At 68.9% G+C, this 25,698-nt stretch carries 17 protein-coding genes and 2 pseudogenes; 6 read left to right on the forward strand and 13 right to left on the reverse strand.

All coding sequences use genetic code 11. The features are described 5' to 3' along the window. The first annotated feature begins 48 nt into the window (after nt 1–48). From IE255_RS14060 to IE255_RS14070, 3 genes and pseudogenes are all read left to right on the forward strand, one after another. The gene (locus IE255_RS14060) at nt 49–2,049 is read left to right on the forward strand and encodes an RICIN domain-containing protein (RefSeq protein ID WP_190050558.1); all 2,001 of its coding nucleotides are present in this window, start codon (nt 49–51) and stop codon (nt 2,047–2,049) included. Between the two features lie 535 nt (nt 2,050–2,584). Next, nucleotides 2,585–4,111 (forward strand): family 43 glycosylhydrolase, encoded by a 1,527-nt coding sequence (locus IE255_RS14065; RefSeq protein ID WP_190050559.1) that lies wholly within the window; start codon nt 2,585–2,587, stop codon nt 4,109–4,111. Nucleotides 4,112–4,956: 845 nt separating this feature from the next. Next, nucleotides 4,957–5,283: pseudogene (locus IE255_RS14070) on the forward strand (transposase); the annotation flags it as partial. Nucleotides 5,284–5,453: 170 nt separating this feature from the next. On the opposite strand, the gene IE255_RS14075 reads toward IE255_RS14070, so the two are convergent. The 7 genes from IE255_RS14075 to IE255_RS14105 form a co-directional block, all read right to left on the reverse strand. Then, a complete protein-coding gene (locus IE255_RS14075) occupies nt 5,454–5,747 on the reverse strand; it encodes a VOC family protein (RefSeq protein WP_190050765.1) in 294 nt (97 codons plus the stop codon). 188 nt (nt 5,748–5,935) lie between these two features. Next, nucleotides 5,936–6,391, reverse strand: coding sequence for a hypothetical protein (locus tag IE255_RS14080; protein ID WP_190050560.1), 456 nt, complete (start codon nt 6,389–6,391; stop codon nt 5,936–5,938). A 30-nt stretch (nt 6,392–6,421) separates the two neighbouring features. Continuing rightward, nucleotides 6,422–7,063, reverse strand: coding sequence for a hypothetical protein (locus IE255_RS14085; RefSeq protein ID WP_190050561.1), 642 nt, complete (start codon nt 7,061–7,063; stop codon nt 6,422–6,424). A gap of 35 nt (nt 7,064–7,098) precedes the next feature. Then, nucleotides 7,099–7,671 (reverse strand): hypothetical protein, encoded by a 573-nt coding sequence (locus IE255_RS14090; protein ID WP_229906392.1) that lies wholly within the window; start codon nt 7,669–7,671, stop codon nt 7,099–7,101. A 138-nt stretch (nt 7,672–7,809) separates the two neighbouring features. After that, nucleotides 7,810–8,238 carry a hypothetical protein gene (locus IE255_RS14095; RefSeq protein ID WP_229906393.1) on the reverse strand — a complete coding sequence of 143 codons (429 nt, stop codon included), beginning with the start codon at nt 8,236–8,238 and terminating at the stop codon, nt 7,810–7,812. A gap of 781 nt (nt 8,239–9,019) precedes the next feature. Beyond that, a complete protein-coding gene (locus IE255_RS14100; RefSeq protein WP_190050564.1) occupies nt 9,020–10,375 on the reverse strand; it encodes an SGNH/GDSL hydrolase family protein in 1,356 nt (451 codons plus the stop codon). 42 nt (nt 10,376–10,417) lie between these two features. Further along, nucleotides 10,418–13,570, reverse strand: coding sequence for a glycosyl hydrolase 115 family protein (locus IE255_RS14105; protein WP_190050565.1), 3,153 nt, complete (start codon nt 13,568–13,570; stop codon nt 10,418–10,420). Between the two features lie 486 nt (nt 13,571–14,056). Here IE255_RS14105 and IE255_RS14110 point away from each other — a divergent pair, with 486 nt between their 5' ends. The 3 genes from IE255_RS14110 to IE255_RS14120 all read left to right on the forward strand — a co-directional run bounded on the left by IE255_RS14110 (nt 14,057) and on the right by IE255_RS14120 (nt 18,911). Continuing rightward, nucleotides 14,057–17,710, forward strand: coding sequence for a WD40 repeat domain-containing protein (locus IE255_RS14110; RefSeq protein WP_443732523.1), 3,654 nt, complete (start codon nt 14,057–14,059; stop codon nt 17,708–17,710). A gap of 143 nt (nt 17,711–17,853) precedes the next feature. Further along, nucleotides 17,854–18,432 carry a hypothetical protein gene (locus IE255_RS14115; RefSeq protein ID WP_190050567.1) on the forward strand — a complete coding sequence of 193 codons (579 nt, stop codon included), beginning with the start codon at nt 17,854–17,856 and terminating at the stop codon, nt 18,430–18,432. A gap of 116 nt (nt 18,433–18,548) precedes the next feature. After that, the gene (locus tag IE255_RS14120; protein WP_190050568.1) at nt 18,549–18,911 is read left to right on the forward strand and encodes a DUF1304 domain-containing protein; all 363 of its coding nucleotides are present in this window, start codon (nt 18,549–18,551) and stop codon (nt 18,909–18,911) included. 15 nt (nt 18,912–18,926) lie between these two features. On the opposite strand, the gene IE255_RS14125 is transcribed toward IE255_RS14120, so the two are convergent. The 6 genes and pseudogenes from IE255_RS14125 to IE255_RS14150 all read right to left on the reverse strand — a co-directional run bounded on the left by IE255_RS14125 (nt 18,927) and on the right by IE255_RS14150 (nt 25,637). After that, on the reverse strand, nt 18,927–19,517 hold the full coding sequence (locus IE255_RS14125) for a helix-turn-helix transcriptional regulator (protein WP_373309601.1): 591 nt from the start codon (nt 19,515–19,517) through the stop codon (nt 18,927–18,929). 50 nt (nt 19,518–19,567) lie between these two features. Further along, nucleotides 19,568–19,942: pseudogene (locus IE255_RS14130) on the reverse strand (hypothetical protein); the annotation flags it as partial. A gap of 1,013 nt (nt 19,943–20,955) precedes the next feature. Continuing rightward, nucleotides 20,956–21,966 carry an Lrp/AsnC family transcriptional regulator gene (locus IE255_RS14135; RefSeq protein WP_229906394.1) on the reverse strand — a complete coding sequence of 337 codons (1,011 nt, stop codon included), beginning with the start codon at nt 21,964–21,966 and terminating at the stop codon, nt 20,956–20,958. Between the two features lie 124 nt (nt 21,967–22,090). Further along, nucleotides 22,091–23,476, reverse strand: a complete 1,386-nt coding sequence (locus tag IE255_RS14140; RefSeq protein ID WP_190050571.1) for an aldehyde dehydrogenase family protein — start codon at nt 23,474–23,476, stop codon at nt 22,091–22,093. Further along, a complete protein-coding gene (locus tag IE255_RS14145; protein WP_190050572.1) occupies nt 23,476–24,573 on the reverse strand; it encodes an acyl-CoA synthetase family protein in 1,098 nt (365 codons plus the stop codon). Before IE255_RS14145 ends, IE255_RS14140 begins: the two co-directional genes overlap by 1 nt. A gap of 41 nt (nt 24,574–24,614) precedes the next feature. Then, a complete protein-coding gene (locus tag IE255_RS14150; protein ID WP_190050573.1) occupies nt 24,615–25,637 on the reverse strand; it encodes an MDR family NADP-dependent oxidoreductase in 1,023 nt (340 codons plus the stop codon). Nucleotides 25,638–25,698 lie beyond the last annotated feature (61 nt).

Below are 25,698 nucleotides of genomic sequence, written 5' to 3' on the forward strand. Positions count from 1 at the left end.
CTCCCCTCCCCTCCCCTCCCCTCCCCTCCCCTCCCTCTGGAGAGCCGAATGTCGCACACCGCTGCCCGAAGATGGATCAGACGCGTCACCGCTCAGGTCCTTGCTGCCGGGCTTGCCGTCGCCGGTCTGGCGTCCCTGGACCGGCAGGAGCCGTCGGCGCCCCTGGCCGCCGAACCGGCAGCCGTCAGCACCAACCAAATAGGCGTCACCCCGCCGCCGATGGGCTGGGCGTCCTGGAACAGCTTCTTCAGCAGCATCGACCACAACGTGATCAAGCAGCAGGCCGACGCTCTGGTCTCTTCCGGGATGGCGGCGGCAGGCTACAAGTACGTCAACCTGGACGACGGCTGGTGGCAGGGCGACCGGGACGCGAACGGCAACATCGTCGTCGACGAGAACCTGTGGCCCGGCGGCATGAAGGCGATCGCCGACTACATCCACAGCAAGGGCCTGAAGGCCGGCATCTACACCGATGTCGGCAAGCAGGGCTGCGGCTACTACTTCCCCACCACCCGGCCCGCGGCCCCCAACACCGGTATGGAGGGCCACTACCAGCAGGATCTGGAGACGTTCCAGCGCTGGGGCTTCGACTACGTCAAGCTCGACTTCTGCGGCGGCCGGGTCGAGAAGCTGGACCAGGAGTCGACGTACAAGGCGATCTCCGCCGCGAACGAAGCCGCCTCGGCGGTCACCGGCCGCAAGCTGGTGCTGTCCTTCTGCGAGTGGGGCACCGGACTGCCCTGGAACTGGGCGACCGGCTACGGCGACCTGTGGCGCACCAGCGACGACATCCTCTTCTTCCAGCAGACGCCGGACCTGGCCAAGATGTACCGCAACTTCGACCAGGCCCTCCAGCCCGCGGCCCAGCACACCGGCTACGTCAACGACCCCGACATGATGATGGTCGGCCTGAACGGCATGACAGCCCAGCGCAACCGGCTGCACATGAGCCTGTGGTCGATCCTGGGCGCCCCCCTGCTCGCCGGGAACAACATGGCCACGATGACCACCGAGACCCGCGACATCCTCACCAACCCCGAGGTCCTCGCCATCAACCAGGACCCGCGCGGCCTGCAGGGCGTCAAGGTCGCAGAAGACACCCGGAACCTGCAGGTGTACGGCAAGGTGCTCTCCGGTACCGGCAAGCGCGCCGTGATGCTGCTCAACCGCACCGGCTCCGCCGCGAACATCACCGTCCGCTGGGCCGACCTCGGCCTGACCACCGCCTCCGCCACCGTGCGCAACGCCTGGACCCGCACCGACGCCGGATCGTTCGCCACGAGCTACACCACCTCCGTCCCCGCCAATGACGCGGTGCTCCTGACCGTCTCCGGCACCGAGGCCACCGGCTCCACGTACGAGGACACCACCACCGCCACCACCCCGACCTTCACCGGCGTCACCGGCGCCTCGGCAGGCACCAAGCTGGTTGATATCACCTACGCCAACGGCGGCAGCACCGCGCGCAAGGCCACCATCCAGGTCAACGGCCAGTACTTCTACCGCGTGGACTTCCCGCCGACCGGCTCGGCCACCACCTACCGCACCGTGTCCGTGCTCGCGCACCTGGCCAAGGGCGCAAACACGGTGAAGTTCGCGACGGTCTCCGGCAGCACCGCCCCCGACATCGACGCCCTGCGCGTCCAGAACATCCCCGGCACCGATGGTGTGGCCCTGAAGGGCACCGCCTCCAACCGTTGTGTGGACATCGACAAGAACACCTACGTCAACGGCACACAGGCCCAGATCTGGGACTGCTCCGGCGGACGCAACGAGACCTTCACCCAGACCTCGCGCGGCGAGCTCGTCGTGTACGGCAACAAGTGCCTCGACGCCGACAACAGCGGCACCACCAACGGCACCAAGGTCATCATCTGGGACTGCACCAACGGCACCAACCAGAAGTGGACCGTCAACTCCAACGGCACCATCACCAACAACCTCTCCGGGCTCTGCCTGGACGCCTCGAACGCGGCAACCGCCAACGGCACCAAACTGATCCTGTGGACCTGCAACGGCCAGAACAACCAGAAGTGGACCCTCACCTGACACCCGTCGCAGCATGACGTACCACCGGCGAGGACAGCCTGGAAGCGCCCTCGCCGGTCGGCGTCACCGCGACCTACCGACCGGATCGGCCGATCCACCGGGACCTCCCCCGCTCAGAGTGCAGAGAGCCGACCGTTCCGATGAGGGAGCTGAGGCTTCCACCCCTGCGCCAGCCGGCCGTCGCCGCGGCGCTGCAGCCGTCGCCCCCAACCCGGCTGCAGAGAAGGATCAGGCGTAGGGAGCCGGCGACGGCTCGGCGCGACAAGCATCAACGCCGGACACCACGTCTCTCCTCACGCCATCGGGTCGCCCGGGCGACTGCCCTGGCCGACAGGTCTTGGTCGGGCGGTGGTCCGCGTGTCTGACGGTGATGTCCGGGTGGTCGAGGGTGTTCGTGATCTCGGCCTCGCCCGATCCATTGACGGCGCTCTTGGCCCGCCTCTAGCTTCCCTCCACCATTCCGCACAATGTTCGCAATATCGAATGCTTGGTGACGTGAGTCCCCTGGACGCGCCGCCGCTGGAAGGGACTACCCGTGCTCCTCACCCCGCACCGCCGACGGTCGAGTCACCGCTGGACGATTCTCGGGGCAGCCCTGCTGTCTCTGGTCACGTCCCTGTCCGTCGTCGCCACACAGCCCACCGCCGCGGCCGATGGCAAGCCGTTCACCAACCCGGTCAAGACGCAGAAGGGCGCCGACCCGTGGCTGGAGTACTACAACGGCAACTACTACCTGGTGACGACCACGTTCACCAACAAGCTGCTCATGCGGAAGTCGCCCACCCTTGCGGGGCTGAGCACCGCCCCGAGCGTGGAGATCTGGTCGGACACCACCGCGGGCCGCAACGCCAACATCTGGGCACCGGAGATCCACTTCCTCGACGGCAGGTGGTACCTGTACTACTCGGCCGCACAGGCCGGTGCCACATGCTGTGACACCCAGCGCACGCACGTGCTGGAAAGCTCGGGCACCGACCCGATGGGCACGTACACCTACAAGAACATCCTCACAGACGACAGCCTCACCCCCGGCCCGGCCGCCGCCCAAGGCTGGCTGATCGACGCCAGTGTCCTCAAGCACGACAACAAGCTGTACCTGGTGGGCAGCGGAAAGATCAACGGGAGTACGCAGAGTCTGGCCATCGCCCCGATGAGCAACCCGTTCACGCTCAGCGGCCCCTTCACGATCATCTCCAGCCCGACTCTGAGCTGGGAGACCTCCGGCGGCCCGGTCAACGAGGGGCCCGAGCCGCTCTACCGCGACGGGCGGACCTTCCTCACCTTCTCCGCCTCCCACTGCCAGACCGCCGACTACAAACTGGGCCAGCTGGAACTCACCGGCAGCAACCCGCTCCTGGCCTCCTCCTGGACCAAGAAGCAGACGCCGGTCTTCCAGCGCAATGACGCCGCCGGGGTCTACGGACCCGGCCACAACGGGTTCTTCACCTCACCCGACGGCACCGAGAACTGGATCGTCTACCACGCCAACAACGCGGCCAACGCCGGCTGCGGCAACGCCCGTACCACCCGCGCGCAGAAATTCACGTGGAACGCCGACGGGACACCCGACTTCGGCACGCCGGTCGCCACGGGAACAACGCTGGCCGGCCCGTCCGGGGAGACCGCGACCACGCCGACCGCGTACACCATCGTCAACCGCAACAGCGGCAAGTGCCTCGACGTCGAAGGCGGCAACACCGCCGACGGCGCGAACATCTTCCAGTGGTCCTGCACCGGCGGCGCCAACCAGAAGTGGCGCATCGAGGACATGGCCGACGACACCAGCCGTCTGATCAACGTGGCCACCGGCAAGGTCGTGGACGTCGCCGGCTGTGCCTCCGCCGACGGCACCGACATCCGGCAGTGGTCCTGGCTGAACAACAACTGCCAGAAGTTCCGCCTGGTCTACACCGGCGGCGACTACGTGCGGATCGTCAACGCCGGCACGGGCAAGGTGGCCGACGTGACCAACTGCGGTACGGCCAACGGCGTCGACGTACGCCAGTGGTCGTGGCTGAACAACAACTGCCAGCAGTGGCGACTCGTGCCCACGACCGCCTGACCGCCCGGCGGCCCCGGGCACCCCAGGGCCGCCGGACCGCAGCACGGCCAGGGCTTCGGATCGGCCTGGTCAAGCCGGACTGGGACACTCTGGTCGTCGACGCGGAGGGCCTCGACACAAGTCGAGCGTTCACGGCTTCTGATGGTTTCCCCGGCAGGCCACGAACGTGACCGATGGCTCCCGGCTACGGGCACTTCCCCATCGTGACGGGCGTTGTGCTGGGCGCGCTGGGCCTGGCGGGCGTCGTCGCGGAGTCGGCAGTCGGGCACGGTCTCGGCTGGTCTCGGCGTTGTCCCTGTGCGGCGGGGCGACGCTGTACGTGGCCGGGCTGGCCGTGTTCAGCCGTATCACCGTCGGTCAATGGGGGCGTCTTCCGCCCCGCCGCGTCTGTGCCTGCTGCTCGCCTGGGCACCTGCAGCCTCTGCCCTCCCGCCCTGGCCGCGCTGGGCGGTGTGGTGGTGCTCCTGGCCAGCCTGGCTGCAGCTGAGATCTGGTGGTACGGATACGCGCCGGCGCGTCCGCCGCTGAGGGGAGCGCGCCACCTTGCGCTGTGCGGCAGGATGACAATGCCGGCTCCCGCATGCCGACTTGGAGCGGTAGCCGTCCCCGCGGAACCGGACCCCGCCGGGTCCGGTCTGCCACCGCAGTACGGGGCCATGAGCGGGCCACGGACGCCCCGACCTACCCGGAATCTCCCTGTTTCGCGCACGTGCTGTCGGCGCCGGGCGTCGGCTGTCGAATGGGGGAGTGTCTAATCAACGGCGGATCTGCTGATCAAGGAGAGACGCCAAGTGGGAGATACGACGATCGAGCACGAGTCCTTCGAGGAGTCGGCCGGTAGTGCGATGCCGTCGGCCGCGTCGGACGAACAGCTCTTCGCGATGCTGGTCGACCGGGCTCGCAGCGAGGGCCTGCAGCTGACCGGCGAGGGCGGGCTGTTGCAGATGCTGACCAAGCGTGTGCTGGAATCCGCCCTGGAAGGCGAGATCACCGACCATGGCGGCTACGAAAAGCACGATCCGTCCGGGAAGAACAACGGCAACAGCCGCAACGGCACACGGTCCAAGACCGTGCTGACCGATGTCGGGCCGGTCGAGGTGAGGGTGCCCCGAGACACCGCCGGCAGCTTCGAGCCGCAGATCGTCAAGAAGCGGCAGCGGCGCCTGGAGGGAAGGGCCGCAAGCGGTGGACCATGCGCTGGAAGGCCCCACTCAATGCCTTCCAGATCGCCTTCGAGGGCCGCCTGACCCCGAGCAACAACTGACCACTCAACAACCAAGACAGCCGTTGAATTGACACACCCGAGCCAGAACGAGTGCCCTGCCGGATCCGGGAAGATGCGTTAACTTCGCTGTCCGTCATCCGAGTCAAGCAGTGTGGCGCCCCGCTTGAGAACGTCGGTCTGACCTTGTTCCAGGTCCTTGACCTCCAGGTCGAGGTGGAACTGCTGAGGGTGAGCGGAGTCAGGCCATCGCGGCGGCTGATAGTTGTCCACGCGCTGGAAGGCCAGCACGAACCCGCCGTCGGTGTGGAGTGTCGCCCAGCCTTCCCCGAGCGACCACCGTGGATCCGGCTGGTTCACCACGCCCCCGAGAAGCGACCGGTGGAGGATCAGCGACCTCGGATGCCAAGCCAGTCTCTCCCCGACGTTGGTACGTCTCCTCCGCGTGCACGTCGAACGGTTCGGTGTGGCACCGGACGGCCGGCTGTTTCGGAAGCAGGCTGGACCAGCGGCCCCACTGGGGGAGTGGGACCGCTGGTCATCTCACTCGGGGGCGCGGGCCTGTGATGCGCGCCGAGTCTCGGCTGCGAGGTGCCGAATGGTCAGTTGTCGACCCAGAAGTGGCTGATCGTGCGGTTGTTGACTTCGACGGCCGTGTCCGCACGAGTCATTTTGAGGCACACGTCGTCGCCGTACTTGGCGCTCAGCAGTTCCTGGGAGTACGACTCGCAGGACCAGCCCGATATCCGCTGCCGGCTCCCCCACTTCAGGTCCTTGAAGTTCTTGATGCGCTGCGGCAAGGTCGTGGTGCCGACCTTGTCGGTCCTGTCGATCGCGCGCTGGCAGGCGATGCCGTCGGTCTTGGGCACCTCGATCACTCTGGACCAGATGACCTCTTGAGTGCCGCCGTTGTAGGTGCCGGCCCACCAGTTGCCGCAGATGCGTGACCCTGACTGGGCTTCAGCCATCCCGGGAGCCATGACCGTGAACATCGCCCCGGATGTCATGGCAATTGCCGCGAGCGTCGCTGTGCGGCGCTTCGTACGCTTCGTCTGCATGGGGTGCCTCCTTGCTCTTTCGAAAGCAGGTCAGATGCGGCCGTTGATGGCCCAGCCGACCTTCTTCTCCACGAACACGTTTCTGCTCCAGTTGCCGAACCTGGCGTTGCCGTTCCACTCGTAGGTGGTACCGGACTGGCAGCCCCGGTTCGTGCGGACCCAGCCGCCGGCCCAGTTGCCCTGGGTCCAGCGGCGGACCGCGATCATGACCGGCTGCGCGGTCTGCCCGGGCTTGGCGGTGACGCCGATGCTGACGTTCTTGGAGATCTCGGTGGTCTTCTGGTAGCCGACGACCAGGGGGAGCACGACGTTGTACCACTTCTTGCTCGGTGAACTGCTGTTACCGAGATCGGTGCCGCCGCCGATGGCCCAACCGGTGTTCACCGTCTCCGATTCCGACCACGAGTAGGGGCAGGGGTTGCCGTCGCGGGCGCACTGGGCCTTCGTGCCGCGCCATACCCAGTCGTCCCAGGTGTTGCGGGCCTTCTGGAGGGTGATCGCGCGGGTCACGTGCCCGCCTCCCGTGCCGGGGACGATCTTCGCGCCGTCGGAGTAGCTCTGGCTGAAGCAGGCGGTCGTCGCCGCGTTCGCCGTACCGGTCATGCAGACCGCCGTCGCGGCGACGAGAGTCCCGCACATCACAACGCGCTGCCAGATGGTCTTGCCGTTCACGTGAATCCCTTTCTGTGGCTGAAGTCAACTGCTGGTCAGATGCGGCCGTTGATGGCCCAGCCGACCTTCTTCTCCACGAACACGTTTCTGCTCCAGTTGCCGAACCTGGCGTTGCCGTTCCACTCGTAAGTGGTTCCGGACTGGCAGCCCCGGTTCGTGCGGACCCAGCCGCCGGCCCAGTTGCCCTGGGTCCAGCGGCGGACCGCGACCATGACCGGCTGCGCGGTCTGCCCGGGCTTGGCGGTGACGCCGATGCTGACGTTCTTGGAGACCGTGGTGGTCTTCTGGTAGCCGACGGTCAGAGGAAGCACGACGTTGAGCCACTTGCCGGTCGGCGAGGAGGCGTTACCGAGGGACGTACCGCCGCCCACGGACCAACTGACGGTCTTGCTCTCCGATTCGTCCCACGAGTAGGGGCAGGGGTTGCCGTCGCGGGCGCACTGGGCCTTCGTGCCGCGCCATACCCAGTCGTCCCAGGTGTTGCGGGCCTTCTGGAGGGTGATCGCGCGGGTCACGTGCCCGCCTCCCGTGCCGGGGACGATCTTCGCGCCGTCGGAGTAGCTCTGGCTGAAGCAGGCGGTCGTCGCCGCGTTCGCCGTACCGGTCATGCAGACCGCCGTCGCGGCGACGAGGGCCCCGCACATCACAACGCGTTGCCCGATACCTTTACCGTGCATTACTTTTCTCTTTTCTTCGCCCTATTACTGGAGGGTGACGTCCGAGTGTGTGCGGGATACGTGCCGCCCTCAGTACACCTGCGACCACACGGCGGCGTGACGGCCGTTCACCTGGCCGATGAGGTCCACCCTGTTCATCTTGTTGCAGGGGTCGGCCCCGTACTTCTGGTTGAACAGGTTGCCGGCCTCCTCACAGGTGTAGGCCCGGATAACCTGCCGAGGGTTCCAGGTCACCTTTCCCTTGTAGCCCGGCAGCTGCATATTGCCGATGCTGTTCGTGTGGTCGATGACGCGCAGGCAGATATTGAAGTCGACCTTGGGTACTTCCAGGACCTTGGCAACCCGTCCGACCGTCTTCCCGTTGACCCTCGCGTCCCAGTAATTCCCGCAGATCCGGGAGCCGGACTGCGCCTGGGCAGTGCCGGGCAGCGTGATCACCGCAGCCGCAACCGCAAGGCCCAGAATCGCCACGCGGGTGCCGGGGCGTACATTCGCCATTGTGCTTCCCTTTCGGTTCATGGAGCGGTCAGGGTCGAAGCGCGAACCCTCATGAAGCCGATGTCCCATCGCACTGCTCTCACAGTGGTTCCGTGCCGGACATCCGGCCTTGCCGCCCCAGGCTTTCCGGGCCGAAGTTGATTGGCACCCCCTGCGCCTACGGCAATCAACCCGGTTTTCAAGGCCTCGTTGTCCGGCACCACGCCCAGCCGCCGCGGCCAACCGAAAACGCCCGATTCGCCCCACAATAGGATGGTCGTATCGCAGAGCACCGCGTCAGGGAGACCACCGGATCCGGCGGCCGGAGGGTGATGGCGGCGGCCGGATTCACTAGGCATACGCAGATGACCGGCAGGGTGAGAGGCCGGGCGTATGTGAAATCCACGGCGCAGGGACGCCTTTACCCCGGCACAGTGCCGGGGTAAAGGCGTCCCTCAGTGGGCCGGGATGGAAGGAGCGCGCGAAGGAGTGCGCCGCCACGCTCACTTTTGCTTCTCTGATCCACGCCGGAGGGACGCGCGAATCAGCGCGTCCCGAAGCGGCCCGGGGCGGGGGTTACACGCGCCCCGACATGCTGCTCCACGCGGCGAAATCCCTGCCGGCGCTCCTCCCCGGAAAGCCGCCGTGCGCCGTTCTCACCGGGGAGGGAATCCAGGCCGGACCGAACTCGGCAGGCCCTACTCCAATTCCACGGGCTACGCCTTGACCGGCGCTTTCACCGGGGCCCGACAGGGGCTGGAAGGTGTGGCACTCGCCGTCTGCATACGTGGGCCGGCTTCGGTCACCTGGCGTCGGTCAGGGGGAATCCGGGCGGTGCCGACGTCTGCTGGAAGAGCCTCGTGGGGACCGCGTCGGCGAGGGTCTGATAACCGGCGGGGTTGAGGTGGAGGTGGTCGCCGACGTCGTAGGCGGGGGCGAGCCGACGGGGGTTCTGGGGGTCGCGGACCACCTGGTCGAAGTCGACGACGGCGTCGAAGCGGCCGCTGGTGCGGATCCACTTGTTGACTGCCTGCCGGGAGGACTCGTGGAGGCCGGCGGCATCGTCGTAACCGTTCCCCCCGAAGGGGGTGAGCGTGGCTCCGTAGACACGTATGCCCTGGGCATGCGCTCGGGCGATGATCTGCTGGTAGGCGGCGATGAGGTCGGCCGTGACCCGCTGCGCGGAGGACTCCGTCGTTCCGCCGGGGATGTCGTTGATGCCGTGGAAGACGAACAGCCAGCTGACGCCGCTCTGGGCCAGGACGTCGCGGTCGAGGCGGGCCAGGGCGTTGGGGCCCAGTCCGTCGTTGAGGATCCGGTTGCCTCCCGCCGCTTGGTTGAGGATCGCGATGTGGGAGGTGGCGGGCCGGGACTGGAGCCGGTTCAGGAGCTGGTCGGGCCACCGGTTGTTCATGTTGGTGGTGGACCCGCGTCCGTCGGTGAGGGAGTCACCCAGCATCACGGCCGCGGCGGTGGTGCGCGTGGACCACGCCTCCACGCCGCTGAGGAAGTACCAGTGATCGACCGGGGTGGCCCCCGGCAGGTCGCTGTCGCCGACATGGTCGCCGGCCAGCATGTAGGAGGTCGTTCTGGAGCCGGGGTGCGAGGTGATGGAGCTGGAGGCCTGGCCTTCGGCCAGGTAGAGCGTGACGGTCAGGTTGCTCCCCGGCCGGACCTCGAAGTCCAGCGGGTCGCTGACCCCCTGCGCGCCCTTGGCGATGGTGATGCCCGGGCGCCCGCCGAACGTCAGAGGGCGCGTGCTGCCGGGCACGACGGCGCTGACCCCCGCCCTGCCGTCCACCGGCAGTGCCACAGCGGCGGCGGTGATGGGCAGGTGCGTGCCCCCGAACGCGTTCGAGAGGCGTATCCGGGTGTACCGGCCGCCCACCGACACGCGCACCGTCTGGCGCAGGGTGGCGTCGGCGAGGACCCGGTTGCCCTGGGTGAACGGGGCGGGCGGCATGTTGGCGGGTTCGGTCAGCTGGGGCATGGCGGTCCAGGTGTTGACCCAGTGGGCGCCCTGCGTCGTCGGGGTGGGGTAGCCGGACGAGCGGGGCGCTTCGTCGCGCGCCGCGCCCGCCGCCGCGGGTGCGGCGAGACCCACGGCGGCCACCGTCGGGGTGACGATGGCGCTCAGCAGCGCTGATCTTCTTCTCATGAAGTCCTGCCTCCGTCTGTGCGGGCATGTGCTTCCGGCCGGTCAGGTCAGACGCGTGCTCTCCGGTGGACCGAGGTAGCTGTACTTCAGGCCGCCCGTGTCGATGACGATCTTGTTGAGGACCACGGTGGGGTCGACCATCCAGAACTTCAGGACGTGCCGTCCGGCGGTGTCGATGCGGTGCGTCGTGCTGGTGCGGTTGACGTTGTCCGCGGTGTTGCGGCCCCACTGGTTGTTCATGGTGGCGTCGCTGGAACCGGTGGCGGCGATGATGTCCACGCTCTGAGGCGCCCGGTCGTCGAAGGACACGGCGTAGCGCAGGCCGGGAGGGGACAACGCCGCGTTGCGCGGGGCGAGATGGGCCCAGACGGTGACTGTCCCGGTGGTGAAGAGACTGAGGTCGTACTCGAGTCGGGGCCCGGAGCCCACGGGCTGACGGGCGGTGGTGACGGGAAAAGGCGCCAGGCCGTCGCCGGTGCGGCCGATGCCGGGGATGCGGCGCCAGGAGACGCCGCCTGCGGGGATGGTGCGGGTGAAGTGCGCGGCCTCGATGGAGACGTAGCCGTTCGCCTCGATGAACCCGGACAGCTGAGACCGGGGGATACGGGGGTTGTCCACGGCAGCCTGCACGGTGACCGTCGTGCCCTCCGAACCGGTGATGGTGACCGGGACGCGGCGGGTGCCCTGGGGGACTCGGCGCCAGTCGACACCGAGGACGACCCGCTGCTCCGTGGTGACTGTGCCACGGGGCCGGTCGACGGTCAGCCAGGGCGCGCCGGTCGTGATGGTGTAGCTGAAGGGAGCGGCTCCGCGATTGAAGAGGTCGATGTACTGCTTCGGCTGCGTCTGGTAGGGGCTGAAAACGGGCAGAACCGCCTCGCCCTGCTCCTGTGGCCACCATCGCTCGGAGCCGTCGATTGCCACGCCCATGGCCGCCCCCGCCGGTACGGTGATCCGCCGGACGGCCGGGTAGATCTGGTCGGGCTGCGGAGGGTCGGCCCAGGAGGCGTTGGCCCCGTAGCGCTCCTTGTCGCCGTACCCGATGTGGGTCTGGGTCTGGAAGCCCTTCCATTTCCCGCCGGCGATCCGCTGGTTGAAACGGTCGGCGAGCGCGAAGTCGTCGGCCAGCCGGGCCTCGGCCGCATCGGCCAGGGCGTTGGTGCCGGACCTGCCCTGAGCGGCGTGGAGGAGGTTGGTGAACTGCGCCCGCCGCAGCAGGTACAGGTTCGCCGTGGCCGATACCGCGTATCCCCCCAGCTCGAACCACGCGTCCCGGTTGCTCGCGGGCAGCTTGGACGCGACTGCGTCGGCCCGTTTCGCCAGGTCCTGCCACTCCTGGGTGACCCGCTCGAGCTCCCGGTAGTCGGTCTGGCTGAAGGGGGTGGCCCGGTCGTTCGTGACGACCGCGGACGAACTCGCGGGATCCTTCGCGGGGTCGAGGGTCTGGCGGCGGTTGAGCAGCTCGGGTTTGCGGCGCGCCTGCAGTTGCTCGTAGCCGCGCAGCACCTCGGCGATGTCGCCGGCGAGCCGGCCGTCGAAGTTCTGCCGCACGAACCGCAGATCCCACTCCGCGAGTGTCTCGGGGCTCCACCGGCCGGGATCCCAGGCGTAGTCGAGGAAGAACTGTGTGGGCCGCTCGTTGCCCTTGACGTCGCCCGCGTTGGTCACCCACAGTGCGCGGCCGCCGTAGGCGTACGTTTGGTGGAGCTGGTCCCAGATGTTGGGCAGGGCGTTGGTGTCGATCCACTTGTAGCTGCGGCTGCCGCCCACGTAGTCGAAGTGGTAGTAGAGCCCGTAGCCGCCGGCGCGCGGGTCGGCGGCGGTGTCGGGCAGCTTGCGGACGTTGCCCCAGTTGTCGTCGGTGAAGACGACGGTGACGTCGTCGGGTGCGCGCAGCCCTCTGTCCCAGTAGCGCTGCACCTCTTTGTACATCGTCCAGACCTGGGGGATGGTGGTGACGTCCTTGCCGGTGACCTCGGCGAGGATCTTGCGCTGGGCGGTGATGATCTGCTGCATCAGTTCGATGCCGTCGCCGTCGCTGAGCGCGGTGTCGCCGTTGCCGCGCATGCCGAGGGTCACCACTCCCTCGAAGTCTTCGTCGACCATCCGCCGGATGCCGTCGCGCCAGTACGCCTTGAGGGCTTCGGCGTTGTAGCGGAAGGACCATTCGCCGGTGCCGCCGTAGGGGTCGTGCCCCGGGGTGACGACGGTGCCGTTGCTGTCCCGCACGGCGGCCTTCGCGTGGCGGTTCCATTCCTCGATGCCGCGCATCATCGGCGCCTCGTGGGACGTCCCCATCACGACGCCGTACTTCTTCGCGGTGGCGTGGTTGGCGGGATCGTCCTCGGCGAAGGCCCGGCCCCACACGGCCGGCCACAGGTAGTTGCCCTTCAGGCGCAGCAGCAGCTCGAAGATCTTCTCGTGGAACGCGGCGTTGAATCCGCCCGGGAAGCCCGGGGCCTTGCCGGGCCCGAACGTCGCGGGTGCCCAGGTGCCGAGGGCCGGGTTCTCGTCGTTGATGAAGAAGCCGCGGTACTTCACCGCCGGAGTGCCCTGGGTGTGCGCGCCGGGAAGGACGTACAGCGCGTCCCGGTGGACGGGCACGACGTCGTCCCAGTAGTGCCAGGGGGACACGCCGATGCCGCGTGACACGTCGTAGGCGCCGAAGACGGTGCCGCGCTGGTCGCTGCCGGCGATCACGAAAGCCCGCTCGACCCCCGGCAGCGGCCGGTCCACCACCGTCTGGAGGGACGTTTCCCACTTGCCCCGGACGGCGCTCACATCGAGTTTCCCAGCGGCGATGAGACGGTCGATGAGCGGGCTCCGGCCGATGGTCCCGATAAGGGCGATCTCCGGAGCGTTCGGTGCCTGATCCCGGACGAGGGCCGGCCGCACCCCGGTCACCCGCTGGATGTCGCTCTGCAGATCACCTGCCACGCGGACCACTCCCGGCCAGTCGTTGCCGCTGACCACCAGCGGCACCGCGCGACCGGAACGCACCAGGGGGAAGCTGCCCGAAGCCGACGTGAACGAGATGTACGCCCCGGGGTCGGTGGGACGCCCCGCGGTGCCGGCGGCAAAAGCCTCGCCGGCACACGCCGCCATGGAGGCGAGCGGGCCGGAAAGAGCGGCCGCGCCCGCGGCCCAGCCCAGTACCGCTCGTCTGCTCAGCGGGGATCTGCCGGCGTCGTCCATGCGCACTCCTGACTGCGAAACGTTAGGTGGGCAGTCCGAATCTTTAGAACGATCGAGCCTCGACTAGTTCACATACATAGACAAATGCCATGCCTGCGAACTTCCTCGGGGAATGTAGGGCCGCCCGCTCGCCTGGGTCAAGACGCTGGCGACGTGCGGTTTTACGCACTGTGGAGTCAGGCCTGTGCGCGCTGTGAACGAGGTGGTCAGTCCTGCATGTGTCGATCGGCGTCAGAAATTTTCGCCGCCGACGTGAGCGCTGAAGTGCGGAGCGGTCTTTACCTGTAGGCCACCCACAGTCTGTTCGCGTGAAAGGTTTCATCGCGTAGGGTCTCTCCGCCTGCGTCGGTTTCGTCGGCTGTGTGGAGGTAAGTGCGCATGGGTCGTCCCGAAAGACCCCTGGACCCGGCGGCGGGTCCCCTGGCCCGGTTCGCCCATGAGCTGCGCGAGCTGCGACGAGCGGCGGGCAGTCCTTCATACCGGCGGATGGCGGGGGCGTCCGGCTTTTCGGCGAGCACGTTGTCCGAGGCGGCGGCGGGCGAACGGCTGCCGTCCCTTCCCGTGGTGCGGGAGTACGTGCGCGCCTGCGGCGGCGACCCCGGCGAGTGGGAGGCCCGCTGGAAGGACGCCGAGGCCGAGGCGGCGGGGAAGGCTCGCGAGGACGACGAGGAACTCGTGCCGCCCTACCGGGGCATGGCCCGGTTCGAGACGGCCGACCAGGCGCTGTTCTTCGGCCGGGACCGACTGGTGGACGAGCTGCTGGAACTGGTGTGTGGGCACCGGTTCGCCGCGGTGTTCGGCGCTTCCGGCAGCGGAAAGTCCTCGCTGGTGCGGGCAGGGCTGATACCGCGCCTCCAGCGGCGGATCGAGGAAGAGGACCGGCCGGCACTGCTGCGGGTGGTGACTCCCGGCGACCGGCCGGCCACCACGCATGCCCGTCTACTGGCGCCGACGCAGGACGATCCGGAGAGCTGGTTGGTCGTGGACCAGTTCGAGGAGGTCTTCACCCTCTGCCGCGACCGGGCCGAACGCGCCCGGTTCATCGACTTGCTGCTCGCCGCCCGCAACCCCGGCAGCCGGCTGCGGGTCCTCATCGCCGTACGGGCAGACTTCTACCCGCGGTGCGGCGAGCACCGGGGTTTGGCGGACACGTTGTGCGGTGCCGGGCTGCTGGTCGGCCCGATGACAGCGGACGAGCTGCGGCAGGTGGTCGTCAAGCCGGCGCAGGAGGCCGGTCTCCTGGTGGAGCGTGCGCTGACCGCGCGCATCGTGGAGGAAGTCCTCGACGAGCCCGGCGCGCTGCCGATGCTCTCGCACGCCCTGCTGGAGACCTGGCGGCGCCGCAAGGGCAGGATGCTGGCCCTGGCCGCCTACGAGGCGGCGGGCGGAGTGCGCGGTGCCATCGCGGCCACCGCCGAGGAGACATACGAGCAGCTGACCGCGGACCAGGCGGCGGCCGCGCGGCGTCTGTTGCTGCGCATGGTCGAGCCGGGTCTGGGCACCCCCGACACCGGACGCCCGTTCACGCGGGCCGAACGGGCGGAGTGGACCTGCCCCCACCTGCCCGTCGTGCTGGAGGTACTGACCCGCGCGCGGCTGCTGACCGTCGACGAGAGCGGTGTCCGTCTCGCCCACGAGGCGCTGATCAGCGCGTGGCCGCGGCTGCACGGCTGGGTCGAGGAGGAACGTGAGCGGCTGCGCCGTCATCGCCGGCTGGCCGAGGACGTCCGCGCGTGGCTGGAACACGACCGGGACCCCGGCAGTCTGTACCGGGGCACCCGCCTGAAACGCCTGGAGGAGCTCTTCCCCGACCGCGAGCAGGACCCGTCGTTGACCGTGCCGGAACGGGAGTTCTTCACCGCCTCCCTGGAGGCCCGCGAGGCGGAGCGCAGGGCCGCGGCCCGTTCTGCGCGCCGGGCACGGACCGCGGTGGGCGTGCTGTCGGGCGTCCTCGCGGTGGCGCTGGTCGCCGGTCTGAGTGCCTGGGTACAGCACCAGGACAACCGGCGTCGCCGCACCGACGACGCGGCCCGCCGTGTGGCCGCCGTCGCCGACGCCCTGCGCACGACCGACCCGCGTACCGCGCAGCTGCTGGGTGTCGCCGCCTGGCGGGTGGCCGAGCTGCCGGAGACCCGGCGGGCCCTGCTGGGCTCACTCGGCCAGCAGGAACAGGACATCTTCTCCGATCCGGCACCGGGCGACGGCCCCTTCCGCGCTCTGACGGATTCCGGCCGCAGGCTGCTCAGCGTCGAGGGCCGTACCTGGCGGACCTGGGACGTCGCGCGGCACCGGCGGATCGCCTCGGGGACGCTGCCGCGGGACAGCACGGTGACCGGGGTGAGCCCGGACGGGCGGCTCCTGGCACTCGACACGGGCGACGCCGTACGTCTGTGGGACACGGCGGCGGGAATGTGGTTCGGGGGCCGGCTGCCCGCGTCCTCGTACGTGGTCTTCGCCCAGCACGACTACGTCGTCAGCAGCGCGGACGGCGCGCGGGTGCAGGTGCGCTCGATCTCGGACGGCAAGCTGCGGCGGCAGACGGACTCGGGTGGCACGGTCGTACCGAGCGAGGACGGGCGGCTGGTCGCGGTCTGCCCCGCAGGAGGCGGGCCCGTGCAGGTGCGGGACCTGGCGGGCCGGCGCGCACTGCACGGCGACTGGGAGCACGTCGGCGACGTCTGCCGAGAGGTGGGCTCGCTGCTGACGTTCGACGGCGGGCAGCGGTTCGCCGCCGTGACGGGAAGCGGGGTGCGCGTCTGGGACACCGGGTCGGGCAAGCAACTCGCCGATCTCGCCGACCCAGGGGTTACCCACGTCACCTTCGACAAGGACGGGAAGTTCCTGGCCACCGCCGACAAAGAGGAAGTCCGGGTGTGGCGGCTCGGCGTGGACGCCCCGGTGCACCGGCACTCCCTCAACAACGAACACCTCGACGGTGGCCTGGCGTGGGATTCCGCGCGCCCGGTGCTGCACTACCTCGAAGGCGGCGCCGTCCACTCCATGGACGTCGCGCAGGCCGTGACGTCCGCCTGGCGGGCCGAGCCGCTGGACAAGGTACTGCTCAGCCCGGACGGCCAGACCCTCGCCACAGCGCGGCGCACGGGTGGCTCGTACCGGTTCGAACTGCGCGACGCCCGTGACGGACACCTGCTGAAAACCCTGCCGACCACGCCCCTGCCCGTCTCTCACGACCCCTCCCGGCCGGTGCAACCGCAGGACACCCTCCCCCTCATGGCCTTCGCCCCAGGCGGCAGGACACTCGCCTACACCGTCTCGGCACCGGGCACCGACGCCTCGCCCCAGCCCCTGATGATCTGGGACATCGGCAAGGACCGAGCCCGCACGACCATGGACCTGGCCACAACGACCACGGCAGGCGCGGTGGTCACCATCGCCCTCGGCCCGGAGGCCCGCACGCTCCACCTCACGCGCACCACCGCTGTCGGAGAGACGAGCGACGAGACCTGGGACACCGCCCGCCGGCGCCGTACGAAAGCCGCCGCAGGCGACCTGTCCAGCGGGACCCTCGCCCTGAGCCCCGATGGACGGCTCCTTGTCGGCGACAACCACGTGGTCACTCTGCCGGACGGCGGGAGCACGGGACGAAACCTCATCCAGGGAAGCGACATCGAAGCCCTGGCCTTCTCCGAGGACGGTTCGCTGTTCGCCGCAGGGGACCAGACGGGCCGCGTCGCCCTGTGGGACGGCAAGCTGCGACAACGGACGGGTCTCCTGCCAAATGTCTTTCCCGCCCTCCCGGAAGGACACGCCGACGCGATCACAGACGCCATCACCGACGACGCTTCCGAGGCCGTCAGCGCGCTCGCCATCAGCCCCGACGGCCGCACGATGGCAGTGGGCGGCGAGGCCGGAAGCCTCCAGCTGTGGGACGTCGCAACCCAGCAGCCCCTCGGAGGCCTGCTCACGACCCCGGGCGAGGCGATCGACACCGTGGCGTTCGCAGCGGACAGCTCCGTGCTCTACGCGGGAAGCGCTCACGTGCCCCTCCAGCGCTACACGATCGAGCCGTCGAAGGCGGTCGCGTCGGTGTGCGCACGGTCGGGCGGTGACCGTCTGACGCCGGCGCAGTGGCGGACGTACGTGCCCGACGTGCCGTACCGCAGAGTGTGCGGCGATTGATTGGTCCGGCATTGAATTGCCTGGTGAGAGCGTTTTGATTGCTGTCCCGGAGCGGGTTGCCGGTCAAACGCCGAGCACCTGAGCGTGGTCATCGGGCCGGTCACCGCGGTGGTGCCGGCCAACCACCACAGGAGAAGAACGTCATGCGCAAGACGACGCAGCGCACCAGACGAGCGATCGCTCTGGGGCTCGCGGCCGCCGCCCTCGGCGGTGGCCTCACCCTCGGCAGCTCCGGCGCGGCCGTGGCCCAGCCCATCCCGCCATCGGGCCCGAACCAGAGCAACAACAACCCGCCGGCGGGGGTCTTCGGCAGCCAGGCTCAGCACCAGCCCGCGCCGCACGACATGACCCGGGGGATCGGCTACTGGTACGACCAGCAGTGGCCGAACTGGCACAACATCGGCGACCGGCAGTGGTTCCCCGGTCATCCTGTCCGGGACGCTCGGACCGGCCAGACCGTGCAGACCATCATCTACACCGGAGGTCGGTACCAGGATTACGACGGGCGACTGCGGGCGTTCATGAACGCCGGCCTGGCGGGGACGAGCAGCATCGGCTACCGGGGGACCTTCCAGGAGTACAACACGACTGTCTACACGGGGACGGGGAACAGCAACGTTCCCCGGCGCGACGCACGTCGGATCGTCCGGGCCCTGACCACGGGTGATGTGTGGTGGACGAATGACCACTACAGCACGTTCCACTACCTTGGCCGACTCTGAGCACTGACCCCTGGGCGGGCCGCACGCACGGCCCGCCGGGCAGGGGCCCAGACCATCGGATACGCCTCACGAACGGCTGCGGTGCAGCAGGGTTCCGAGACCGTATGCTCACGGACATGTCGATCGTCGCCACCCTCGCGGTGCTGGCCATAGCAGCGCTGCATTTCTACATCTTGGTCCTGGAGATGTTCCTGTGGACCACGCCCCGAGCCAGAGCCTCCTTCGGCACTACGACGGAGTTCGCCGCCTCCACCAAGGCTCTGGCCGCCAACCAGGGCCTGTACAACGGGTTCCTCGCCGCGGGCCTGGTATGGGGTGCGGTCACCGCCGATCCGGTCGGTTTCCAGGCGAAGGTATTTTTCCTGGTGTGTGTTGCGGTCGCCGGGGCTTATGGGGCGGCGACTTCCAGCCGTCGGATCCTGTTCATTCAGGCGGTGCCGGCGCTGCTGGTCCTGGCGCTGGTGGTCGCGGCCCGCTGAGCTTTCCTCACGGGCTCAGGACGGAGGTAGCCGCCGCCGACCACCCCCGTGGGTGTCCGCTGCGCGACCCTCGGCGAGGCTGCAGGGGGGTGATGCCTGGAGATCAGGGCCGAGCCCGTCGTGCGGCTTCTCATATGGCTGCTCATCGTTTTCCCCGGTGCCTTGGCGCGCCATGGTCCGGAAGGCGATGGGGGACTGGCCGGTGCGTTGCTGGAAGAACTTGCTGAAGTTGGTGGCGCTGGAGAAGCCGAGGTGTGTGGCGATCCGGGAGGCGGGCTGGTCGCCGTGGGCGAGTAGCCGCTTGGCTTCCAGAATGACCCGGCGGTCGATGTACTCCTTGGCGCTGACGCCGGCTGCGGAGAGTGCGGCGCGCGAGAGGGTGCGCGCGGAGTATCCGAGGGCCCGAGCGTAGTCGTCCAGGCGGCGGGGGAGGTGGGCGAGGCGCAGGACGAGGGCGGCCAGAAGGTGGCGCAGTACCGAAACGTGGGCCTCGACCGGCAATTCTCCCAGGGCCCGGAACTCGCCCCTGAGATGGTCGAGGGCCGTGGACAGGGCATCGTCTTCGGTCTCCGAGGTCAGGACGACTGGGGCGTACGGATCGTCCACTCGGGCGAGAGCGGAGGTGGCGGAGTCCAGGAAGCCTGGCTGGAACAAGATCAGGGTGCCCTCCGCCTGTGAGAGGCCGGTTCGTAAGGTGATGTCCGTTTCCAGCTGAGGTTGGAGCAAGGTCGCTGGTGGAGGTTCCGTCGACTATTGCTTCTCTGGGTGAAGTTGCCGCTGTCGGCCTCGGTGAGGATCTCGAGTTTGACCAGGCGTTTCAGCTTGGCGCGGGTTCCTTCGATGTTCTTCGGCAGCAGTTCGTGGCCGAGGGCTTCGCAGACGTCCTTGGCCCGTAGCGGCCCGGTCGCGTGGTTGAAGGCGGCGAGGATGCGGGGGTAGTCCGGGTGCTCTGGCAAGTCCGGCGTGGTGGCGGGGAGCCGGTCGGCGAGGCTGGTGAGGGTCTTGCGGGTGATCGCGAGGTCCCGGTGAGTCCGAGGCGGCTGGCCGGTTCGTCCACGGCGGCGCGCTCCTGGTCGGTCAGGTTCGCGCGTACGCCCAGGGAGATGCCCACGTCGGGGTCGTCGAGTGTCGGTGTCATCATGGCGGCGCCGACGAACGGGGTGGTGTCGGGCAGGCGCCTGCTCTATGGCCCTCGCAGGCGCCTCTACCTGCGTGTTACAGCACCACTCACATGTCGGCAGATCGTTGTGGAGCGTAGCGGGACCGCATGAAGTCCTGGCGGCGCCCATCCCCGCCAATAAGCGTGCCTTTCATCCCATTAGACCCCTTTCTTGTGATCTAGGACTATGTGTGCCGCACAGCCAATCCGACCAGGGGGACGGGGATGACTGAACGGATCGGCTCATGGGCGGAGGGGAGGGCTCGCGCCGCCGGGATCGTTGAACGACTCAATGTTCAGCGCCCTCTCGCCCTGGCTGCGGCGGCCAACCCCATGCTGGCAATCGAGCACCTCGGCTACGCTTTTGAGGCCGAGGCGCGCCACGTGATAGCGGACCGGCTACGGCTGGCCCCGACGACGGCGGACGGTTCACCGGGTGTCGCGATGAGGTAGCTGCCCTCGTGGGGCGGCGAGTTGATCCCGATGGAGTCGGCGATGTGCGCCAGCTCCTTGATGAACTCCCGGCCCTTGGGGCATCGACGTGAGACTGAAAGCCCGTTTCTCTCAGGCGGCTTCGCCGGGGACGTCGTGAGGATTGTCGATCGACCGTTCCAGGTACTCTCGGATGATGGCGGTGGCGGTTGTCAGCACATGCCGGATCTGCTGCTGGTGCGCATCGACGAGCTTGTGACGGTGGTGCACGTCAAGCCGCCGGGGCGGCCCCAGGAAGCGAAGTGCGCTGAGCAGTTGGGCCGGGAGCGGCGCTGTGCCTGCCCGGAGTGCTGGGACTTTCCCTGGAGAGCGGTTGTGCGGCCTTCGACTATTCTGTGCTCCTGGCCGGTCTTGAAGGAGGGTCCGTGGCTGGGAATCGCCCTCCCGCGTGGTTCACCCTCGGCGAGAAGGCGGTCCTGCGGACGGGCTCGGGCCCACTGCCTTGAGTGTCCGTAGAACCGGGGCCGTCTCCAGGCTGCTGATTGCCTTGACCGTGCCCAGGCCGTGGGTGAGGTAGTGGTACAGGGCTGCGGTGTCCCGGCATAGGGCGTGCGCCACGAGATTGGTGGGACCAGTGGTGTGGGCCACGAAAGCCAGCTCGTCATGACGGGCCAGGGATGCGGCCACCTCGTCGAGACGGGCCGGGGCGACCACCATCCACAACAGGACCTTGACACTGCCACCCAGGAGCGCGGGATCGATCTCTATGTCGAAGAAGATCGCCCCGCAGGCGCGCAGGTGATCCAGTCGGCGCGAGACCGTCGCCGGTGACCAGCCGGTGTCGGCGGCGAGTTCGGCGACGGCGGCCCGCCCGTCCCGTCGCAGCGCGTCCATCAGGGCGTGATCGGCGGGGGAAAGCTGCATCTGACGGTAGCGGTCCGGGGTCGGCGTCCCGCCGTACCCGGTGAACCTCGTTCCGCACAGCATCCGTTGCTGCTGCGGGGTCAGCGCGTTGGCGCTCATGCGCCATGGGGTGCGCCAGCCCAGGTAGCTGTGCAGCAGGTGGTGGGCGGAGACGGCCGTGAGTCCCACGCTGGGTGGCAGTTCGTGCAGGAGGAGGGAGTGACCGTGTGCGGTGCCCAGGGGGGTCTCCAGCACGGCGACGATCTCGGTGCCCCCGCCGGTGAGGTACACCCACGAGGTGTCCGGGCGGCGTACCAAGGCGTGCGCGAGGTCCAGGGCGGTCTCGGGGTCGGCGGTCAGTCGCAGCAGCCATTGTTCATGGCCCGTCAGCTGGTGGTCGGGCAGCCCGACGACGCGCAGAGCAGCTTGCTCGCGGAGCCGCTCGTAGCGGCGGGAGACCGTCTGCGGGGACACTGCCAGAACGGTGGCCAGCTGGGTGAAGGAGGCGCGCCCGTCGATGTGCAGCGCGTGGATCAGGGCGCGGTCGAGTCCGTCGAGCATTCGCACACCATCCTTCACGCACCCTGCGGCGCAGGATGAGACACACGGCCGCCGACGGGGAGGTGAAGCCCTTCCCTCGTCGGCGGGGGCGATGGGGATTCATCGCCACGGGCAACGGAATCGGTCAGTCCCTGATCACCGACTTGCAGCGCATCAGGAACTCGGCGAGGTAGCCGTCGTGCGGCAGCCCGGACTCCATCCAGTACGTCCGGTGGTTCCCCACGTACACGTTGCTGATCGACGGCTCCTCCACCAGCTCGGCCACCAGCCGGTCGTCGTGCGTGACCGCCGTCAGGACCAGGCTGTTCCGCAGGGGTGGGAGGCCCGCCTCGCGCGTCCAGGGCGCCACCCACACGCAGGGGAAGGGGAGTTCCACGGCGGCCTGCGGCGCGTCGGGCCGGTCGAGCTGGTGGACCGCGGCGCGCAGTACGGCGCTGCCGTCGCCGAGTTCGTCCAGCATGCCTTCGCCGCCGAGCCATGGCCTGGTGCCGCTCGCCTGGTGCAGCAGATGGGCTTCGAGCGCCTTGGCGGTGGCCAGCGGCTGGACGGGGAAGGCCGCCGCCGGATCTTCCGGGGGCAGGCTCGGGACGGCCGCCAGGCGTTCAGCGAGCGCGGCGCACAGCGGGGCGGGATCACCCTCCACGAAGAGGGCCGTCGTGTTGACGCAGCCCGTGCCGCCATGACCGCTCACCGAGTCGACGATCGTGTCGAGGTGCTCCCGCCAGTCCACCTCCCGGGTCAGCAGGATCTTCGACCGGCCCGGACCCTGGGTCAGCACCGACGGGTCGCTTGCGTACTTGCGCACCACGTCCTCACCGCCGTACACCAGCCCGAGGTCGGCGCCCCGCAACAGCGCGTCCGCGGTGGTGTGGTCGGTCGGCAGCAGCGCCACTTGGTCGTCGCCGAAGCCGGCCGCTCGGAGTGCCGTGACCAGTCGGTGAGGGGTGAATGGTTCGCGTCGGGACGGCCGTACGGCGACGCGGTAGCCCAGCGCGAGTGCCTCCGGCCACAGGCTGTGCGGCCCGGGATGGTTGCCGGCTGCGTGCACCGCGAACACGTTCCCGCTCCGGACCCACACCGCGCGCCCGGTGCGGGTCAGCGGATCGTCCCACCGGTGCACCGCCCCGGTCGGTCGGGCGTGCTCCACGCTGTAGTGGGCCTTGCGCAACCGTGCCGCGATGGCTGTTGCGGTGGCTTGCACCACGGAGATCGGTGTTCCGCCGACGCGGCTGACCCGGTAGGCGTACGCGTCGGGTGTCAGGCCGTTCAGGGTGGCGGTGGCGAAGAGTTCGGCGGCCCGGCCGATCATGCCGATCCGCTCGTCTGGCGCGGGGGTGGCGGCCCGGTGCATGGCCTTCATCGTCTGATCGACGAACAGGGGAGGTACGAGGCTGAGTTCGGCACTCTCCTGGCCCGCGACGTCGGTCACCGCCAGGCGGTTGTGGGCTCGGTACGGTCCTCGGGCGCCCAGGGCGTCGAGCGGGACCACGTCGGATCGGGGCGCGTTCATCAGTACACGCCCTCGATCACGTTCTCGTTCTCGAAGGTTGTCACCGCGGCGATGTCGGCCACCGCGTCGCCTGTGTGTCCGGCGAGCGGTTCGATCCGGGTCGCCGTGTCCCGCTCCAGGTTGTTGGGCAGGAAGAACGACTTGCTGACGTGGTGGACGAGGACGCGGCCTCGGTCCCCGTACCCGACGGGGCGCAGTGTTTCAGGATTGACAACGGAGAACGTGACGTACGGGCTGTACGGGTCGAAGACGCAGCCGGCGTCGTCCGGCAGGCCCGGGCGTTCGCCGGCGAAGCCGAGGATCATGGTGCTGCCGTAGTTCCCGCACAGGACGACGTCGGGAAAGATCTCGGTCTTGTAGAGGTAGCGGGAGTCGGGGTCCAGCTGTGTTCCACCCCAGCGGATCGCCCGCACCTTCTCGTTGACCAGCTCGGTCAAGTCGTCGCGCCGGGCGATGCGTTCGAGCAGCGGGGGAGTGATCGTCAGGACGCCGATGTCCTGTGTGCGCAGCACGAACGCGGCCTGGTCGACGAGGTGTTCGGCGTAGGCGTCCGCGTCGGCCCGGCGTCCGGCGGCGATCAGTTTCTTCACCCACCGCGGGTCGAGGTCGAGGGTGAACCCGTGCCGTCCGTGTGTGGCCGCGGACCTGCGGAAGTACTCGCCGACGATGTGCGGGCCGCTCGGCACAAGGCCGAGCCAGTCGACGCCCCGCTCGAAGCCGTGGGCGTCGAGGTTGAGGTTGCTCCAGTGGAGCATCCGCTCCAGCCAGTCCCGCAGCAGGACGACGCGCTTCGGTGCCCCGGTGGTGCCGCCGCTCTCGAACACTCCTACGACGTCGGGGGTTTGGCCGTACCCACGCGGTATGAGGTCCTGCGTGCGTACGTCCCGCAGCTCGGCCGCCACGTTGGGGAACAGGGTGAGGTCGTCGTGGGTCCTGATGTCGGTCAAGGGATCGAAGGGCAGGCTCTTGGCCCGTTCCAGCCAGAACGGCGATCCCGTCGGACCGAAGTGCCATGCCATGGCGGCACGGATCAGCTCGTCCGGCTCCGGCGGGATGTCGAGGGGGAGGTCGAGGACCTCGGTTGCAGCTCGCGACACTGGGACTCCTGACTCGGTGCGGAAGTGGGGCGGTTACGGAGCTACAGCTCGACGACGACGGCACCGATGTGCCGTCCCTCGATCACCTCCAGCAGGGTCCGCGGCGCGTTTTCGATGCCCCTGACGCGCACATGGGGGAAGGTGATCTCTCCCGCCCTGAGCCAGGCACCGAAGCGCTCGGTCCATTCGTCCCTGTCGTCGTAGTCGTCGGAGCTGAAGCCGCGCATCTCGATGCGCTTGTGGATGAGCGGCAGCGAGTCCAGCTCGACGGGCGCCGTGGTCCCGGTGCCGTCCGGGGCCAGCTGCCCCGACAGCGCGCCGATGAGCACGAACCGGGCGCCCGGGCGCGCCGCGTCCACGGCCGCCCGCAGCTGCTCGCCGCCGACGTTGTCGAAGTAGACGTCGATGCCGTCGGGTGCCGCCTTCGTCAACTGTTCGGCGAGCGGTCCCTCTCCGCGGACCACCACGTCGTCGTAGCCGAGTTCGGTGCGCAGCCGCTCGGCCTTCTCCCGCGAACCGGTACTGGCGATGACCCGCTCGGCCCCCAACTGCCGGGCGATGAGTCCGGCCATCGAACCGATGCCGCTGCCTCCGGCGGAGACGAACACCGTGTCCCCGGACCGGAGTTCGACCCCTCGGGTCAGCGCCGCGTACGCCGTCCACCCCTGCTGGAGGTGAGCGACCGGATCCGGCAGCACGGTACGGTCCAGCAGGGTGCACTCGGCTACCGGTACGAGGGCGTACTCGCGCCAGCCGAGCCAGTGGGAGACCAGGTCGCCCGGTCCGAAGCCGCTGTCCGCGGGGGCTTCGACGACTTCGCCGATCGCCGCGCCGACCAGGGTGTCGCCGGCGGTGAGCACCGGGAACGGGGTGTCCTGGGTCGCGCCCGCGATGAGGATGCGCAGGGTGGCGAAGACGTGGAAGAAGAGGTTGCGTACCAGCACCTCGCCCTCGCCGGGCGGCACGACGGGGGTCTCGACCACGCCGAAATGCTCCGGGCGGGGCAGCCCGGTCGGCTTGGCGAGAAGGCGGACTTCTCTCTGGGTGGCGGGCAGAACTGCCATGCACGCTCCTGAACTGGATGGACGTAGGGGAATCAAGCCCCGGAGCGCCGGTGGGACCCGG

It is taken from the genome of Streptomyces lomondensis (genome assembly GCF_014651035.1).
GTDB classification, from domain to species: Bacteria; Actinomycetota; Actinomycetes; order Streptomycetales; family Streptomycetaceae; genus Streptomyces; species Streptomyces lomondensis.

What these genes read in the sequence shown, in the direction of transcription:
- IE255_RS14060 (WP_190050558.1), top strand. Translation starts at nt 49, where the DNA reads ATGTCGCACACCGCTGCCCGAAGATGGATCAGACGCGTCACCGCTCAG.
- IE255_RS14080 (WP_190050560.1), bottom strand. Translation starts at nt 6,391, where the DNA reads ATGCAGACGAAGCGTACGAAGCGCCGCACAGCGACGCTCGCGGCAATT.
- IE255_RS14090 (WP_229906392.1), bottom strand. Translation starts at nt 7,671, where the DNA reads ATGACCGGTACGGCGAACGCGGCGACGACCGCCTGCTTCAGCCAGAGC.
- IE255_RS14095 (WP_229906393.1), bottom strand. Translation starts at nt 8,238, where the DNA reads ATGGCGAATGTACGCCCCGGCACCCGCGTGGCGATTCTGGGCCTTGCG.
- IE255_RS14100 (WP_190050564.1), bottom strand. Translation starts at nt 10,375, where the DNA reads ATGAGAAGAAGATCAGCGCTGCTGAGCGCCATCGTCACCCCGACGGTG.
- IE255_RS14105 (WP_190050565.1), bottom strand. Translation starts at nt 13,570, where the DNA reads ATGGACGACGCCGGCAGATCCCCGCTGAGCAGACGAGCGGTACTGGGC.
- IE255_RS14110 (WP_443732523.1), top strand. Translation starts at nt 14,057, where the DNA reads ATGGCGGGGGCGTCCGGCTTTTCGGCGAGCACGTTGTCCGAGGCGGCG.
- IE255_RS14115 (WP_190050567.1), top strand. Translation starts at nt 17,854, where the DNA reads ATGCGCAAGACGACGCAGCGCACCAGACGAGCGATCGCTCTGGGGCTC.
- IE255_RS14120 (WP_190050568.1), top strand. Translation starts at nt 18,549, where the DNA reads ATGTCGATCGTCGCCACCCTCGCGGTGCTGGCCATAGCAGCGCTGCAT.
- IE255_RS14135 (WP_229906394.1), bottom strand. Translation starts at nt 21,966, where the DNA reads ATGCTCGACGGACTCGACCGCGCCCTGATCCACGCGCTGCACATCGAC.
- IE255_RS14140 (WP_190050571.1), bottom strand. Translation starts at nt 23,476, where the DNA reads ATGAACGCGCCCCGATCCGACGTGGTCCCGCTCGACGCCCTGGGCGCC.
- IE255_RS14150 (WP_190050573.1), bottom strand. Translation starts at nt 25,637, where the DNA reads ATGGCAGTTCTGCCCGCCACCCAGAGAGAAGTCCGCCTTCTCGCCAAG.